Genomic DNA, 17,053 nt, shown 5'->3' with positions numbered 1-17,053 from the left:
TCATCTTACTCATCCGCAAAGCCGATGGAGAAAAGATTGTCCGGCTGGATGAACAGGCCAAAAGCCAGTCGCAGGGCAACAGCGAGCACCAGCAGTGCCAGCAACATGCGTAATTGCTCACCGCGCAGTTTGCGACCGGCTCGTGCGCCATATTGAGCGCCGATCACCCCGCCGACCATCAGCAGAAAGGCCAGCACAATATCAACCGTATGGTTGTTGGTGGCCTGCATAACGGTTGTAAAGGCGGTTACAAAAGTGATCTGGAACAGCGAGGTGCCGACAACCACATTGGTAGGTACGCGCAGGAGATAAATCAGCGCCGGAACCATGATAAAGCCGCCGCCGACACCCATGACAGATGAAAGCAGGCCGATACAAAAGCCGATAATCAGAACAGGAATGATGCTGACATAGATCATTGAAGCGCGGAAGCGCGCTTTAAACGGCATGCGGTGGATCCAGTTATGCTGGCCTGAGCGGCGCACATCCGGCGCTTTGCCGTCTTTATTCCGGCGCAGGGTGCGCCAGCTTTCAACAGCCATCAGGCCGCCGACTGATCCGAGAAAGACCACATAAAGCAACGAAATAATCAGATCGAGCTGACCGAGATCACGCAACAGCGAAAATATATAAATACCGACCAGAGAGCCGACGAGACCGCCGATCACCAGCAATATGCCCAGTTTAAAATCCAGCGTCCGGCGTTTGAAATGGGTCAGTGCACCTGAAACCGAAGATGCAATCACCTGATTGGCACCGGTGGCAACGGCAATAGCTGGCGGGATATTGTAGAAAATTAGCAGCGGGGTAATCAGAAATCCGCCGCCAACGCCGAACAGGCCGGACAAAAAGCCGACAGCAGCCCCCATGCCGAGAAGTACCAGCATGTTGACCGAAATTTCAGCTATTGGCAGATAAATACCCACTTCGCATTACCGCTTATATGACACTGCCGGAAGATCGCCTGTAACACCGTGTCCGGTTTACAGTTAAGCTCCCCGCAGAGTGCTCCCGAAAATAATACCCGGCCTATCAGCAGACTTTGCAGCTTTTCGATGGCGGCGGGCGGTTATTATCCGTGACCTGACAGAATTATATGTTTAAGCGCCATTTGCGACGTTAAACCTGATTATTACTTATGCTGGTGTCGCTTTTTGCGTGCTACTTGCATGCAACGCAGTAATCGTCGCAAAAAACTGTTAATTTTCTGCGCCTTTGGCGACGCCAAGTCAAACCATCACTGTGCATAAGATGATGCGAAACCAGCAGCGTCTATGACGAGGGCATATTGTGTCGGGCAGGTGTTGCAGTTAGGTCGCAATTTTATGTGAGGGCAATACAAAAAATGCCCCGCTGCAATGCGTGCAGAGGGGCATGATTTTTGATTGTCGCTTCAACAAATCAGCTGTTTTTGGACAGCAAGGCTTCAACCAGTGGCTGATCGACTTCGCCTGTCGGCTTCATACCGTTGGCTTTCTGGAAAGCTGAAATAGCCTGTCTGGTCTTGTTGCCCATCACGCCGTCCGGTGTGCCTGCGTCATAACCGTTTTTCTGCAGGATCAGCTGAATATTGCGCACAGCCTTTTTCATATCCACTGAGGCGGTGGTGACGGCTTTGTCGTCGCTCCATGCATCAGGAATACTGGCAGAATTGGCTTCTTCAATCATATCTTTAGGCTTCCAGAGCTTTGTCAGATTGATGGCGCGTTCCAGTTGCTCAGGCTTGAGAGATTTGGCAACCTGATCGCGCTTTTCTGCTGCATCCGTGTCACCGGCCTCAGCGGCCAGAGCAAACCATTTATAGCTTTCTTCCAGATTTTGCGTGCGTCCCAGACCTTTGGCGGTCAGAATGCCGAGATTATACTGGCTGTCTTTTACGCCCAGTTCGGCGGCCTTAAAGAACCACTTTGCAGCATTGTTATTATCGGCTTCACCGCCAGCGCTTCCGCCGGTGCCCATTGCATAGAGCACAGCAAGATTATGCATTGCGCTGGCATTACCTTGTGCGGCGGCCTGTTCATAAAGCTTTGTTGCCTTGGCTGCATCGCGTGGCATGCCGAGGCCTTTTTCATTAAAATTACCAAGACGATACTGCGCCGGTGCAAAGCCACGCTCGGCAGACAGCGCATACCATTTGGCAGCTTCTGCAAAGTCGCTGGCAACGCCGCGGCCATCGGTGTAGCGCATGCCGATTTCGTAGAGTGCCCGTGCATCGCCACCCTCAGCTGCATTGCGCAGGGCAATCGGACCCGCTTCTTTGGCAACAGCAGGGACGGTTGATAGCTGAACAGGTGCAGACGTTTCAACACTTTGCGGCAAGCTCTGAGTGGTGCTTTGATCCGGCATTGCTGTGGCCGCTGGCATGCGTTCCGGTGCAACATAAGCGGCCAGTTCGTTGCTGTCGGCAGGTGCAGGCATTGGCTGCATATCAAGCGTAGATGTGACCGGCGGTGTAATAACAACCGGCTTGATGATGGCCTGAGTGCTGCCAGCCATCGGGGTGGCAGATAAAGGTTGTGTCGGGAACGGACGTGAGCCAAGCGGCTGCGCCTCAGGCATATCTGAAAGCGGGGCATGGTTCAGGCTGGTGATCTGAAGTGCTGAGCCGTTCTGATCTGCCATATCTGTTTTGGTGTCGAGCGTGGTGATCGTTGGCAGGACAGGCTTTTTATCTTCAATAATAAGCGGCTCTGTGCTGGCAGGTGCAGGCTGGATGCTCGCCAGATCCGGTGACTGCGGTGCTGTACGGTCTGCATTGGCTGCCATATAGCTGTTACCAAGCTGCATGCCGGTTACTGCAATAATAACCGCGCCGATTGCCAGCAAAAGCGGCTTGCGCAGGGAGCGCTTTGGCTTGTCTGTACCGGATAAACGATCTTCATCGCCTGTAATATCACCGTTCAGATTACCGTCACTCAGATTTTGATCGCGCAGACGGCCGGTTTCATCCGCTGCAGCCTGTACTGCGCGGCGTGCAGCGCTGATGAGATCGGATTTGCCGCTGCCGGAAACCTGCTCTGTGCCACGATCACGCTGCTCATCGCGAACACGGCGGATGATGGCGTTGAGGTCAGGCATTGCTGCAAGTGTTTGATCTGTGCGTTCTTCTTCCGCTTTAATTTGCGGAATATGCATTTCCTGAACAGTGTCGAGTGTCAGCAGATCATTATCTTCGATCTGAAATGCGCCGGTCGTATCTGCTGGTGCTTGTTCAGTTGGTTTTGTGCGGCGCACGGCCTGTGCAAGACCGCCGAGCAGGGATTTGCGTGGTGTTTCTTTGGTGCTTTCAGTGTCTGCAACGGCACTCACCCGATCGCCTGCCCTGTCTCCGGCCGGATTTGCGGCAGATTTTACCGCGGCGCGTGCGGCTTCAATTGCGGCAGCGGCAGGTGAGGGCACGGGTGCAAAAGGCGTTGCGCGGGACGTATTGCCACGCAATTCCGCGAATGCACTGCCTGAAGGCTGCTCAGTGTCATTGCCCCATTCGGGAATAGAAAACTGGCTGGTAAAGCGGTTTGCATTGTCCTGTTCGCGCTGTCCGGCAGAACGAGCAGCCTGTGCATGCGGTGGCTTTTGAAGATTGTCTTTTTCGATCTGCCCCAGACGGTCAGCAATTTTCAGTAATGTATCATGAACCTTGTTAAAGGTGCGGTTGTTACGTTCGTCAGTATCGCGGGTCAGCTGTTCCAGCGCTTTGAGGTCATCTGCAAGCTGGCGCGCAAAGCCGGTGTCGCGGGCAGAGCCTTTATCGACAACCTGACGGATCGCTTCTTCCGCAGCTTCGCGGGCAGCGCTGAGAACGGTGTCGCGATTAATGTCGATCGCGCGCTCAATCACATCCAGACGCGGCTTAATCTCAGCCAGTTCCGGCATCAGGCTTTCAGGCTTGCTTAAATGCTCTGTGATGAAACCAAGCTGCTTTTCAAGATTACGCAACAACTGCTGATCTGCGAGCGGAGCAGCAGCAGGCACGGCCTGAATGGCTGCAGTCTGTTCAGTGACCTGTCGGGTAATATGATCAAGGCGGTTTTCAAGCGCCTGAATAAACCGGTCGTCATTCAGCGCATTTTTCTGAGTGCTGCTGTGATACTGCTCATCCAGATGATTGGTCAGATCGGCAAAACGGCGGTCAAGCTCTTCGAATACAGCGCGTTCCTGTTCCGGCTGCTGACGCTGATAGCTGGTTGCGAGAATAGCGCGGCTGATTTCGTCAAGCCGTTCATCCAGCTGACGCAGGGCATTGCCCTGATTGTCCGGCAAATGTTCAACAGCATTGCGCAGTTCTTCAAGGCGCGCGCTGATTGCATCCAGTGCCGGATCAATCGACACAGACTGGCTGGAATGCAGTTTTTCAGACTGTTTCTGTTCAAAATTATCGAAACGCTCATCGAGTGCGTCCCAGCGATGGCTCATACGACGCAGAGACTCTTCACGCGCCAGTGTTTCCACTGTGCGCTTCAGTTCTTCAAAATCGCGACGCATAACACCATCGGTATCTGCGGTATGGCTCGGAATGGATGTGTAGCTGCTGGTGCCGGCGATAAAACGCTCGGCAGCTGAAACACGCACAGCATTATGTGTGTTTGCATCAGTAGTATGCAGTTTTTCAGTAATAGCCGCTGCCTGTCTCAGTTCAGTACGGGCACGCAGGCGCTGCAATTCATCGGCGATGGCTGCAAGCGCTTCCTTGTGAGGATTATCAGCGGCTGCCGGTGTTTGCGGCGCACGATGCTGTGCTGCTTGCTCATGGCGCAAAAATTCAAGTGCATCCGTTTCCGCAATTTCATCGGCCGCAGATTGCGGAGCGGTAAAGCTATCCGGATTTTGTTTGTCGAGAAGATGATTTTCCAGCGCGGACAAAGTGCGGTTCAGTTCATCCAGCGATGCAAGCGGACGACGCTCACGGCGCATGTTCAGGTTATCGAGAGGAGACCGCTGGTTTGTCATCGCCGTTTACACTCTTCAAACTGTGCCGCCATGTTCTGGAGGCTGGCCACATTGTCCGTTTTGCTTTCATCCGCCGGGTTTGCGGAATGCTGAAGCAAAACTTTTGTTTGGTGATGTTGAGAAATCACACGAAACACAGACTTTGCCGTGAAAACAGTTTTGTCGAAACGTGGTAAATAAGCGGTTAATTTTCAGTGATATTTATTAACTTTATATGTTTCAGGGGCTTGATGGCTGTAATTGACCTGCTGAAACAGGATGGGTGTGGCGGCATAAGGTGCTGCACGCTTTGTGATTTGAAACAATTACGCTTTTTTAGCTGACGCTGATTTAAAGAAATGTAGCGCGCTCAATGAAAAAGCCCCGCCTCATAGAGGCAGGGCTTTCAGTTCCGCTTGTGATCGTTAACGATCAGCAGATTAGAACTTGTAGTTTACACCGAGACGAACTTCGTTAACTTTAGTTTTAAAGTTACGGTTGTTCACATCTGAAGTTGGGAAGTTGATATCTGTCAAACGAACGCCATTTTTACCGAAGTCTTTGTACAGATATTCACCTTTAACAGTCCAATTGTCGGTAACTGCATATTCGAGACCCGCACCAGCGGTCCAGCCAGTTACAGTCTTCTTGTTCGAGTCTTCAAATGCGCCAACTCGAGTGCAGCCACCGATTGTTGTGCCTACGCGAGCAGTATCACAGCCGAGAGAATACTTTGTCTGACCCCAAGCAAAACCACCAGTTACGTATGGCAGGAAGCGATCTACAGCATAACCAAGACGCGCACGAACTGTACCGTTGGTGCTGAGTTTGTCAGAGCCATAATAAGGATCGTTTACGTTCGCACCGCCCCAGTTTTTCTTAACTGAGCCGAAAGAAACGTCAGCTTCTGCACCGAGAACAACATTGTTGTCGAACTGCCAGTTGTAACCAGCCTGCAGACCACCAAAACCGCCTTTGGTTTTCTGTTCGTTTGCTTTTGGATTGTGTACGTCGTGTGAGCGACCCCAGCCGTAACCGGCATGCGCACCGATATAACCACCTGTCCAACTGAATGCTGAATATTCAACCGGTGCTGGTTCTGGAGCAGAAACGATAGCATCTGCGGCGAAAGCCTGACCGGACAATACGGTCATGGCGAGAAGGGCTACGATTTTTTTCATATCAAAAGTCCGTTCGTTAATAATTTGAACCGACAATAGCGTGAAGAAAATTAATAGAAAGATTAAAAATACGGTTTAGGATTTACTAACGTTATTTTGCCAAGCCGTTGAAATTTCTTATTTTCCGTCGTTCCGGATAAGAAATATTTTTTCTGAATGAATTATCTATTGAAAATCAGTTTATTAAATTACTTTAGAATTAAGTAATATTGCTTTTTGATAAAAAATTATCGCGCGTTTTAATTTATTGCCGGTATGTTTTGCCCTATGCGGTGTTGCAGAAATGTCCCGCTTTCTTGTCCAAAATAACGCATTTCTGTTGAAAAAAGGAGCGAGGATCAGGCGAAAAGCCTGATTTTGCGGAATCACAGCTCAAATTTCACTGTTTTGTGTGTTTTGTGAATCAAAGCCGCCAGCCTGTAATATGTATGAAATCGACTTCGATTATTGGAATTCTGTTCTTCACTGACATGAAAGTGAATGAAGAGCAGAATTAAAAATTTTTGAAATTGAATTTTGACGTTTACGCAAACGTCAAAATTTATTAGGCTACTGCCTGAAGGTGCCAGACTTGTCTTCAATGGTTTCACAAAGATGCCGGTTTTCACTCGGATAGTGCATACTGTCATCCTGTCTCGTGATAGGTTGCTATACCTTTTTGCGGGGAGACTGAAATGAAGCTGCCGGAGAGGGGTGGCTGCAATCAGTGTCTGAACAGAAGAGCAAATGGCACCACAGAGCGCAGGCCATCCTGTGCTTTGAATGTTTGAATGAAAACGCGCGGGTCGGTGTGACTTCTTGATGAGCACCTCCGCCCGCATTCCGGCAGATGCATTATCTGCCGACGTCAAACTTGGAGGAAGTGCATGCCAGTCTATCGCGCGCCGGTTCGGGATACGCAATTTATTCTGAACGATGTTCTGGGCGTACAAAGCCGCAATGATCTGCCATCCTATGCGGAAATGAGCAGTGACACCGTTGAGGCTATTTTGCAGGAAGGCGCAAAGCTCGCCGAGCAGACATTGTTCCCTGTCAATTATAGTGGTGACCGCGAAGGCTGCGAGCGTCTGCCTGATGCTTCTGTGAAAGTTCCGCAGGGTTTCAAAGAAGCTTATGACCAATATTGCGCCGGTGGCTGGGTCGGGCTGGCCGCGCCGGAGGAATTCGGCGGTCAGGGGCTGCCATATCTGCTGCATGCTGCCGTTGGTGAATATATGTCCTCGGCCAATATGGCGCTGATGATGTATCCGGGTCTGACTCAGGGCGCGATTGCCGCCATCATCACCCACGGTACAGATGAACAGAAACAGGCCTATCTGCCAAAGATGATTGAAGGCCGCTGGTCCGGCACCATGAACCTCACCGAGCCGCATTGCGGTACGGATTTAGGTTTGCTGCGCACCAAAGCTGTGCCGCAGGCGGATGGCTCCTACAAGATTACCGGCTCGAAGATTTTCATCTCCGCCGGTGAGCACGGCATGACCGATAATATTATCCATCTGGTATTGGCGCGTATCGAAGGCGCACCGGAGGGGAATAAAGGCATTTCGCTGTTTATCGTGCCGAAGTTCAATCTTGATGCCAATGGTGAGGCGGGCACACGCAACGGCGTGGCTTGCGGCTCCATAGAAGAAAAGATGGGCATTCACGGCAACTCAACCTGCGTGATGAATTATGATGAGGCGACGGGCTTCCTGATCGGCGGTGAAAACAAAGGCCTGCGTGCCATGTTCACCATGATGAATGAAGCGCGTCTTGGCGTGGCGCTGCAGGGACTGGCAATTTCCGAAACCGCCTATCAGAATGCCGCTGATTATGCCCGTGATCGCTTGCAGGGTCGTGCGCTGACCGGGGCGAAATATCCGGACAAGAAAGCCGATCCGATCATCGTGCATCCGGATATCCGCCGCACGCTTTTGACCATCCGTGCTTTTAACGAAGCCGGTCGTGCCTTGTTGCTTTCAACCTCGCTGCAATCCGATATCGCCCATCACTCTGCGGATGAAACTGCCCGCCAACTGGCAGATGATCAGGTAGGGCTGCTGACGCCGGTGCTGAAAGGTGTGCTGACCGATAAAGGTTTTGATCATGCGGTCATGGCGCAGCAGGTCTTTGGTGGTCATGGCTATATTGAAGAAAACGGCATGAGCCAATATGTGCGCGATGCCCGCATCACCATGATTTATGAAGGTGCCAACGGTATTCAGGCGCTTGATCTGGTGGGGCGCAAGCTGCCTGCCAATGGTGGTCGTGCCTTGATGGCCTATTTCAAAGAAATCGGTGATTTCTGCGAAGAAAACCGTGCAGATGAAGCACTGTCTTTCTACACCAAGCATCTGAAAAAAGGTCTGAACGATCTGCAAGGAGCATCCATGTGGCTGATGCAGAATGCGATGGCTAATCCTGACAATGCCGGTGCCGCTTCAACAGATTATATGCATCTCTTTGGTCTGGTTGCATTTGGTTATATGTGGGCAAAAATGGTAAAAGCCGCACAGGCGAAGCTGAATGCCGGTGATGGTGACAAAGCCTATTTTGAGGCTAAACTTGTCACAGCCCGTTTCTATATGGAGCGTATCATGCCGGAAACACAGTTGCGTCTGGCTCGCATCCAGACCGGCGCTGAAACTCTGATGACACTACCGGAAGGTGCTTTTTAAGAGCTGCTCCGAGCGCTTCTTAAAACACTTGCGAATTTGGGAGTTAATTGAACTATGGCTGATGCTTTTATTTATGATCATGTGCGCACACCGCGCGGCCGCGGCAAGAAAGACGGCAGTCTTCATGAAGTGCCTGCGGTACGTCTTGGTGCTAAAGTGCTGGAAGCTCTGCGCGACCGTAACGGTATTGATACTGCAAAAGTAGATGACATTATTTTCGGTTGTGTCGATCCGGTGGGCGAAGCCGGTGCGGTTATTCCGCGATCAAGTGCCTTTGAAGCCGGATATGACTTCAAAGCACCGGGTATGCAGATTTCGCGCTTCTGTGCCTCCGGTCTTGATGCGGTTAATCTTGCTGCTGCCAAAATTGCAGGTGGTACCGATGAGCTGGTGATTGCCGGTGGTGTTGAAAGCATGTCCCGTGTTGGCATGGGGATGTCCGGCGGTGCATGGTATATGGACCCGTCGGTCGGTTTCCCGGGCTGGTTCATGCCGCAGGGCGTATCTGCTGATCTGATCGCCACCAAATATGGTTTCTCCCGTGAGGATGTGGATTCTTACGCAGTGGAAAGCCAGCGCCGTGCAGGGGAGAGCTGGAAGAAGGGTTATTTCAAAAACTCCGTCATTCCGGTGAAAGACATCAACGGTCTGACCATTCTTGACCATGACGAGCATATGCGTCCGACTACCGATCTGGCGGCGCTGTCCGGCCTTAATCCGTCTTTCGTCATGCCGGGTGAAATGGGTGGCTTTAACGCTGTCGGTATTCAGGCGCATCCGGAAGTCGAAACTATCAATCACGTCCACCATGCCGGTAATTCATCAGGTATTGTTGATGGCGCAGCAGGTGTACTGGTCGGTTCCAAACGCGCCGGTAAAATGCTGGATATCAAGCCGCGTGCCCGTATCCGCGCTTTCACCAATATCGGTTCCGATCCGGCATTGATGCTGACAGGCCCTGTGGATGTGACAGAAAAGCTGCTGGATCGCGCCAAGATGAAGCTCTCGGATATTGATCTGTTCGAGCTCAATGAAGCCTTCGCGGCTGTGGTGCTGCGCTATATGCAGGCCTTCAATATTCCTCACAATAAAATCAACGTAAATGGCGGCGCGATTGCTATGGGGCACCCTCTGGGCGCAACCGGTGCAATCATTCTCGGCACTGTGCTTGATGAACTGGAACGACGTGATCTCAATACGGCACTGGTTACCCTGTGTATCGGTGCAGGTATGGGTACGGCAACCATCATTGAGCGTGTGTGAGGGAGGGTAGACCAATGACAAATTACAAGAATTTTAAGGTTGAAACCGGCGCTGACGGTATTGCTGTTGTCACATGGGATATGCCTGACAAAAGCATGAATGTGCTGACCGTTGAGGTGATGACTGAGCTTGATCAGATTATTGATCAGGTTGTTGCGGATGCCGCAATTAAAGGTGCGGTGATTACCTCCGGCAAGGATACATTCTCCGGCGGTGCCGATCTCACCATGATGCAGGAAATGCTCGCACGCTTTAAGAAAGAGCAGAAGCAGGATGCCGATAAGGCTGTTCAGAACCTCTTTGATAATGTCGGTCGTATGACCGGCCTTTACCGCAAGCTGGAAACCAGCGGCAAACCTTGGGTTTCGGCAATCAACGGTACTTGCATGGGCGGGGCGCTGGAACTGTCGCTGGCCTGTCATGGTCGTGTTGTTTCCGATGCGGAAGGCGTGAAACTGGCGCTGCCTGAAGTCAAAGTCGGCCTGTTTCCGGGTGCCGGTGGCACGCAGCGTGTGCCGCGTCTGGTTAATCAACAAGATGCTTTGCAGATGATGACCACCGGTTCGAGCCTGACCGCAGCGCGTGCCAAAGGCATGGGTCTGGTGCATGAAGTGGCGCCAGCGAAGAAGCTGGTGGAAACCGCTAAAAAGATGATCCGCAACGGGTTGAAGCCTGTTCAGCCTTGGGATGAGAAGGGCTTTAAACTGCCGGGCGGTGCGATTTATTCTGCTGCCGGTGCCAATCTCTGGCCTGCAGCGACGGCTATTCTGCGTCGCGAAACCTCTGGTAATTATCCGGCGGCACTGACCATTCTGAAATGCGTTTATGAAGGTCTGCTGGTGCCGTTCGATACCGGCCTGAAGATTGAACAGCGCTATTTCACGCATATTTTGCAGACCACAGAAGCGCAATCGATGATCCGCTCGCTCTTCGTCTCCTTGCAGGAGTTGAACAAAGGCGCGCGTCGGCCAGCTGATATTAAGCCAACCAAGTTCAAGAAAATCGGTGTTATCGGCGCTGGTTTCATGGGTGCCGGTATTGCTTTTGTCACTGCCAAGGCCGGTATTCCGGTGGTGCTGATCGACCGTAATCTGGAAGCGGCAGAAAAGGGTAAAGCGCATTCTGCCGACCTGATTGCCAAAGAGATGCAGAAAGGCCGGATGACAGCAGAAGATAAAGACAAGCTGCTGGCACTCATCACGCCGTCTGCCGATTATGCGGCGCTGGATGGTGCCGATCTGGTGATTGAAGCAGTGTTTGAAGATCGTGGTGTAAAACAGGCGGCAACAGAACAGGCGGAAGCGGTGCTGGGGCAGAATGCAATTTTTGCGTCCAATACCTCGACCCTGCCGATTACCGGCCTTGCCAAAGTTTCTCAGCGCCCGAAAAACTTCATCGGTCTGCACTTCTTCTCGCCTGTCGATAAGATGATGTTGGTTGAAGTGATTATGGGCAAGAAAACAGGTGAAAAAGCTCTGGCAACGGCGCTGGATTATGTGCGTGCCATCAAGAAAACGCCAATTGTGGTCAATGATACACGCGGTTTCTACGTCAATCGCTGTGTACTGCGTTATATGTCTGAAGCCTATAATATGCTGGTGGAAGGCGTACCGCCTGCGATGATCGAGAATGCCGCCAAAATGGCCGGTATGCCGGTTGGCCCGCTGGCGCTTAATGATGAGACGGCGATTGATCTGTCGCAGAAAATTCTCAAAGTCACACTGGCTGATCTGGGTGACAAGGCCGTTGATCCGCGCCATGTCGAACTGGTCAACACGCTGGTGGATAAATATGACCGCCTTGGCCGCAAGAACGGCAAGGGCTTTTATGATTATCCGGCGAAACCTGCCAAGAAGCATCTGTGGCCGGAGCTGAGCACGCTCTATCCGCAGCAGGATGCAGACAAGGTAGATGTGGAAGTGCTGAAAGAGCGTTTCCTCGTCACAATCGCTCTGGAAGCCGCCCGTGTGATGGAAGAGGGAATTGTGACCGATCCGCGTGAAGCCGATGTCGGTTCTATTCTCGCCTTCGGTTTTGCACCTTATACCGGTGGCACCTTGTCTTACATCGACGGTATGGGCGCAAAAGCTTTCGTCAAGTTGACGAAGAAGCTGCAGAAGGATTACGGCGCGCAATTCAAGGCACCGAAACTTCTGACCGATATGGCTGAGAGCGGTGAGACTTTCTATCAGCGTTTCAATCCGTATAAGCAGGCTGAAAAGGCTGCTTAAAGCATCTTGAGCAAAAGTGGGAACCGGTTTTGCGTCCGGAAATGCGTAAAAACAAATAGATAGAGCATTTCTGATGATTCAGATTAAAATGGAAATGCTCTAACACGCAGTTTTGATCGGGAATGATAAAATGGCGCGGATATCTCTGCGCCATTTTCGTTTTTGTTGATGTTCTGATGTACGGACTGAGGTATACTTAGAAGGATTTTATTCCTTCGGATGGCTTATGTTTACCCACGCGGAACTTTGGTCGGCCATAGATGTACTGGCAAAACGGGCGCAATTAACCCCGTCCGGTCTGGCGCGGCGTGCGGGTCTTGATCCGACAATATTCAACAAGTCCAAGCGCTTTGCATCAGACGGGCGCCCGCGCTGGCCGTCAACGGAATCTCTGGCTAAAATCCTTGAAATTACCGAAACAGATATGATTACATTCGCGCAATTGCTGGCTATTCAAAAATCTCTTAATACACAGCAGAATAAGCATGACAATGAACAGGAGTGAGTATGCGTAAACCGGCAACCCTTCGTACAATTTTGCCGCCGATCCTCGCTTTCAGTGTTGGTGCTACTTTATTCGCAGCCTATGTCGCTCCGTTTTATGGCGCACTTGACCGTGAAGCCGGTAGTGGTGAACCGGCCATTGTTGTTGAAAATTTTGATCTGCCGGAAGATATGCCACCGGAACGGTTGCCGTCCGGAACGACCAGTGAAGATACTGCGACTGGCAATCCTTTGCCGGATGTTTCAGGAAGCATGCAAGACAAGCCGCTGGAGCGCATTGAACCGCGTCCGCCACTGAGTGATCTCGGGCTTGCTGCGCCTGTAGAGCAAAAACCAGCTGAGAGCGTGCCGTCCGAAGACAAAGCCGCTGAGGGTGGCTTATTCTACCGCCCCGTGGCGCTCGCTGCTGGACGACTGGCTGTCGGCAATCGCACGATTGAACTCAACGGCATTGATATTGTTGAGCCGGACGGATCCTGTTCGGATATTAACGGTGACGTCTGGCAATGCGGTATGCAGGCGCGCACAGCTTTCCGGTCATGGCTGCGTGGCCGTGCGGTCAGCTGTGATGTTGAAGGTATTGACCAAAATCAGGAGCTAATCCGCACGCAATGCACCTTGGCCGGTACGGATGTTGCCCGCTGGCTGGTGGAAAATGGCTGGGCGCGGGCAACCTTCGGCGGGCAATATGCAGACAGCCAGACACAGGCTGAGAAAATGCTGCTCGGCGTTTTCGGGCGTAAGCCGGTCGCTGAGCTGCCGCCATCACTGAACGGCGCATCTGGCGCTGCGACGGGAGTGGCTCCGATACCTTTGGAGGGTTTAGTGCCTGACAGTACTCCGCCGGTTCAGCCGCAACCGGAAAGTCAGCCCGCGGAACCGAATTTACCGTTTCCGCCTGTGCCGCAATAATAAAAACAAAAAAGCCGCGTTTCAGAAAAACGCGGCTTTTTATTTGTTTGGATTATATCAGGCGCGTTTCAGCGCCTCGGCAATCAGGCCACGTGTTTCATCAATGCCGTAAAGTGCTACGAATGAACCGAAACGCGGGCCGCGTTCCTGTCCGATCAGTACTTCATAGAGCATCTGGAAGAACGAGACGGAGACACCAGGGCCGCCGTCAGGGCTCTTCTTGTTGTGATCCTGATAGCGCTCGATAACGCGCGCCACATCCAGAATGGCATTCTGAATTGTGGTACCGTCTGCACCGCTATCCAGAGCGGCCAGTGCTGTATCCAGATCACGCAATGCCTGTTGTTCAACTTCATCCGGTGCGCGGAACTTCTTGCTCGGTTTCACGAAATCATTGAAGTAACGGATGGCATATTCCACCAGAGCATTGAGCTCCGGATGGGTTGCCGGAGAGGCACCCGGTGCATAGCGGGAAATAAAGCCCCACAAGGTGCTGGCATTTTCCGCATTGGATGCGCTGACAAGGTTCAGCAACATGGCAAACGGCACCGGCAGATCAACCTTCGGCGGATTACCGTAATGCTGATGCCAGACCGGATTGTTCAGGCGGGCAGCCCAATCCTGTTTTTCATAAGCCGCCAGATAGGTGAAATATTCATCTACCGCCTTCGGGATCACATCGAAATACAGCTTCTTCGCTGTTCTCGGCTTCTGGAACATATACAGGCCGAGACTTTCGGTCGGTGCATAGGTCAGCCACTCATCAATGCTGATGCCATTGCCTTTTGACTTAGAGATTTTCTGGCCGAGATCATCGAGAAACAGTTCATAGACAAAATGCTCCGGCGCACGACCGCCAAGAATTTCGCAAATCTTGTCATAGATCGTCTGATTGGTCTGGTGATCCTTACCAAACATTTCGAAGTCAATGCCAAGTGCTGCCCAGCGCATACCGAAATCCGGCTTCCACTGCAGCTTCACATTGCCACCAGTCACCGGCAGTGTGGTTTCAACACCGTTTTCATCGTCGAAAGTGATGGTGCCTGCTTGTGGGTCAACCTTTTTCATCGGTACATAAAGCACGCGGCCAGTGGTTGGCGAAATCGGTAGGAACGGGCTGTAGGTCGCACGGCGTTCTTCACCCAGTGTCGGCAACATCACGGCCATAATGTCGTCATAACGCTCAACAGCACGCAACAGAACTTCATCAAAGCGACCGGACTTGTAATAGTCGGTCGCACTGGCGAACTCATAATCAAAACTGAACGTGTCGAGGAAGCGACAGAACATGGTGTTGTTGTGATCGGCAAAGCTTTTGAAGTCACCGCCAAACGGGTTGGGCACAGCCGACAGCGGCAACTGCAAGAATGGCTCAAGGGCTGCACGATCCGGCACGTTTTCCGGAATTTTGCGCATACCGTCAAGATCATCTGAGAAGCAGATGATCTTGGTTTTCACCTTATCTTCGGTCAGTACACGGAAGGCGTGACGCACCATAGATGTACGCGCAACTTCACCGAATGTGCCGATATGCGGTAAACCGGACGGGCCGTAGCCGGTTTCAAAAATCACGACTTCAGGATAGCCGGTTTTCTCGTACCGTTTTATGATTTTCCGCGCCTCTTCAAAGGGCCACGCTTTCGCCTGTGCAGCTGCCGCAATAAGGTCGGGCGCAAGGTCGATGTGGTTTGAATGGTCGGTTGTCATAATATCTTTCCTGATAGGAGGTGTTGGTTTTAAACATCCGCACTTTTTACCGGTGCGAATAGTCAGGTCTATGGTGAGATGCGAGTTTCGTCAATGATGTGCTTTGCTTTCTTTACAGGCGTATGGGGGATTTGCTGCACTTTATCCTTGCCGTATAGGGGTAATATGAAAATTGGGGGCTGGTTGGTGCATTATCCGCCTGTAAAAGCGGAATTGAGCACTTGTTAAGCCCTATAGAATAGTTTCAAAGTCATGAAAAAGCCCATGCAGGAGTTCTGAAAAATGAAAATCACGCCGCAGGATGCGCTGATCTATATTATGGTAACGGTATCGGCTGCGGATACGCGGATGACAGATGCGGAATTGTCCTCGATTGGCAATCTGGTGCATCGTCTGCCGGTTTTTACCGGCTTCGACGACCAAAGAGTGCCGGAAATCGCCGAGCGTTGCTATGAATTACTGACCAAAGATGATGGCTTGGATCGTATTCTGGATATTGCGCATCAGGCTCTGCCGGAAAAGCTTTATGAAACAGCCTATGCGCTGGCTGTTGAGGTTGCCGCTGCCGATCTGCATGTTGAGCAGGAAGAGCTGGCATTTTTGCAGCTGATGCGTGATTTGTGGAACCTTGACGAGCTGAGTGTGGCTGCAATTGAACGCAGTGCGCGCGTGCGTTTCCGCAAGCTGTAATATGGTGATGAGCGCATCTTTTTTCCGGGATGTGCTCATTTTCCCTTAATAAAAGTCGACCGGAAAATAGCGCAAATACAAATCATCCAAAAAGCCATTGCGTTCGAGCGCGTTGATCGCGCTGTTAAAGGCAATGCGTAAATCCGTGTCCTGCTTGCGCACTGCAATCGTCATACCGGCTCCCAGAAATTCCGGAGCGGGATAAGCCCCGCCAACAAACTGACAACAGGCTCCTGTTTGTTGGCTGCCCGTTTCAGATGCTGCGGCAGCAGGGTTCATCCAGAGCGACAGGCTCATGGCATCGCCGAAAATGAGCTGAATTTTGCCGTCTTTCAGATCCTTATACATCAGCTCCGCATTCGCATAAGAGCTGCCCTTCGCCTTGGGAAAATAGGTTTTCAGCAATGCCTCATGGGCAGTGCCGCTGAGGACGCCAACCGTTTTGTCATCCGGTGAAAACGGTTTTCCGTTCGTTTGAGTGGTTTTTGCTGCCACAAAGCGCGCTGGCAGGCTGAAATAAGCACGGCTGAAATTAAAAACTGCCCGCTTCTCGCGATCGGGAACCAGTCCGGCAATCAGTGCGTCAGCCTCATTGTTTTGCATGGCGGGAATGAGCTCGTTCCACGGCCGTGCTTCAATCTGACAACGACTGGTAATTGTCAGTTCCTGACAAATTGCACGAATGAGATCAATGTTATAGCCGGTTAAGCGCCCTTGCGGTGAAAGGCTGTTAAAGGGCGCAAAATCTGTGCCCGTCAAAAACCGTATCTGTGTTCTTTGAGAGAGATCGGGCTTTGCCGGTTTTTGATCGGTGCCAGCCAGATGGGGCGGTGCTGCATGAGAATATGAAAGGCTGGATGCCAGCAATATCACCATTGCTGCGCAGATATGAGCATAGCGCTTAAAAGGCTGACTGAGCAGAGCAAAAATGAGCCTGTTGTGCATGAGGATATCCGCTATTTTGGCTGGAATTCATATT

General features: G+C 51.7%; 10 protein-coding genes and 1 pseudogene. 6 read left to right on the top strand and 5 right to left on the bottom strand.

The window, feature by feature from the left end; translation table 11 throughout:
* Window positions 1-5 precede the first annotated feature (5 nt).
* The 3 genes from P8H26_RS14255 to P8H26_RS14245 form a co-directional block, all read right to left on the bottom strand.
* The gene (locus P8H26_RS14255; protein WP_289633869.1) at window positions 6-887 is read right to left on the bottom strand and encodes a sulfite exporter TauE/SafE family protein; all 882 of its coding nucleotides are present in this window, start codon (window positions 885-887) and stop codon (window positions 6-8) included.
* A gap of 514 nt (window positions 888-1,401) precedes the next feature.
* Entirely contained in the window at window positions 1,402-4,947 is a 3,546-nt protein-coding gene (locus tag P8H26_RS14250; RefSeq protein WP_289633807.1) for a peptidoglycan-binding protein, read from the bottom strand.
* A gap of 419 nt (window positions 4,948-5,366) precedes the next feature.
* On the bottom strand, window positions 5,367-6,107 hold the full coding sequence (locus tag P8H26_RS14245) for an outer membrane protein (protein WP_289633806.1): 741 nt from the start codon (window positions 6,105-6,107) through the stop codon (window positions 5,367-5,369).
* An 866-nt stretch (window positions 6,108-6,973) separates the two neighbouring features.
* Between P8H26_RS14245 and P8H26_RS14240 the strand changes: the two genes are divergently transcribed.
* From P8H26_RS14240 to P8H26_RS14220, 5 genes and pseudogenes are all read left to right on the top strand, one after another.
* Window positions 6,974-8,767, top strand: a complete 1,794-nt coding sequence (locus P8H26_RS14240) for an acyl-CoA dehydrogenase C-terminal domain-containing protein (RefSeq protein ID WP_289633804.1) — start codon at window positions 6,974-6,976, stop codon at window positions 8,765-8,767.
* A gap of 54 nt (window positions 8,768-8,821) precedes the next feature.
* Window positions 8,822-10,030, top strand: coding sequence for an acetyl-CoA C-acetyltransferase (locus P8H26_RS14235; RefSeq protein WP_289633803.1), 1,209 nt, complete (start codon window positions 8,822-8,824; stop codon window positions 10,028-10,030).
* Window positions 10,031-10,044: 14 nt separating this feature from the next.
* The gene (locus P8H26_RS14230; RefSeq protein ID WP_289633802.1) at window positions 10,045-12,261 is read left to right on the top strand and encodes an FAD-dependent oxidoreductase; all 2,217 of its coding nucleotides are present in this window, start codon (window positions 10,045-10,047) and stop codon (window positions 12,259-12,261) included.
* A gap of 226 nt (window positions 12,262-12,487) precedes the next feature.
* Window positions 12,488-12,727, top strand: a pseudogene (locus P8H26_RS14225) (helix-turn-helix transcriptional regulator); the annotation flags it as partial.
* Between the two features lie 41 nt (window positions 12,728-12,768).
* Window positions 12,769-13,677 carry a thermonuclease family protein gene (locus tag P8H26_RS14220; RefSeq protein ID WP_289633801.1) on the top strand — a complete coding sequence of 303 codons (909 nt, stop codon included), beginning with the start codon at window positions 12,769-12,771 and terminating at the stop codon, window positions 13,675-13,677.
* A 57-nt stretch (window positions 13,678-13,734) separates the two neighbouring features.
* Here the strand turns inward: P8H26_RS14220 and P8H26_RS14215 are convergent, their stop codons facing one another.
* Window positions 13,735-15,384, bottom strand: a complete 1,650-nt coding sequence (locus P8H26_RS14215; protein ID WP_289633800.1) for a lysine--tRNA ligase — start codon at window positions 15,382-15,384, stop codon at window positions 13,735-13,737.
* A 282-nt stretch (window positions 15,385-15,666) separates the two neighbouring features.
* Between P8H26_RS14215 and P8H26_RS14210 the strand changes: the two genes are divergently transcribed.
* Entirely contained in the window at window positions 15,667-16,074 is a 408-nt protein-coding gene (locus P8H26_RS14210; RefSeq protein ID WP_289633799.1) for a tellurite resistance TerB family protein, read from the top strand.
* Window positions 16,075-16,119: 45 nt separating this feature from the next.
* Here P8H26_RS14210 and P8H26_RS14205 read toward each other — a convergent pair whose 3' ends face one another.
* A complete protein-coding gene (locus P8H26_RS14205) occupies window positions 16,120-17,019 on the bottom strand; it encodes a transporter substrate-binding domain-containing protein (protein ID WP_289633798.1) in 900 nt (299 codons plus the stop codon).
* Window positions 17,020-17,053: the final 34 nt, after the last annotated feature.

Origin of the sequence: Pseudochrobactrum sp. sp1633, assembly GCF_030376605.1 — a bacterium.
Taxonomy (GTDB): domain Bacteria; phylum Pseudomonadota; class Alphaproteobacteria; order Rhizobiales; family Rhizobiaceae; genus Pseudochrobactrum.
The sequence above is the reverse complement of the archived record's forward strand: the minus strand, read 5'-3'. Positions and strand labels throughout refer to the sequence as shown.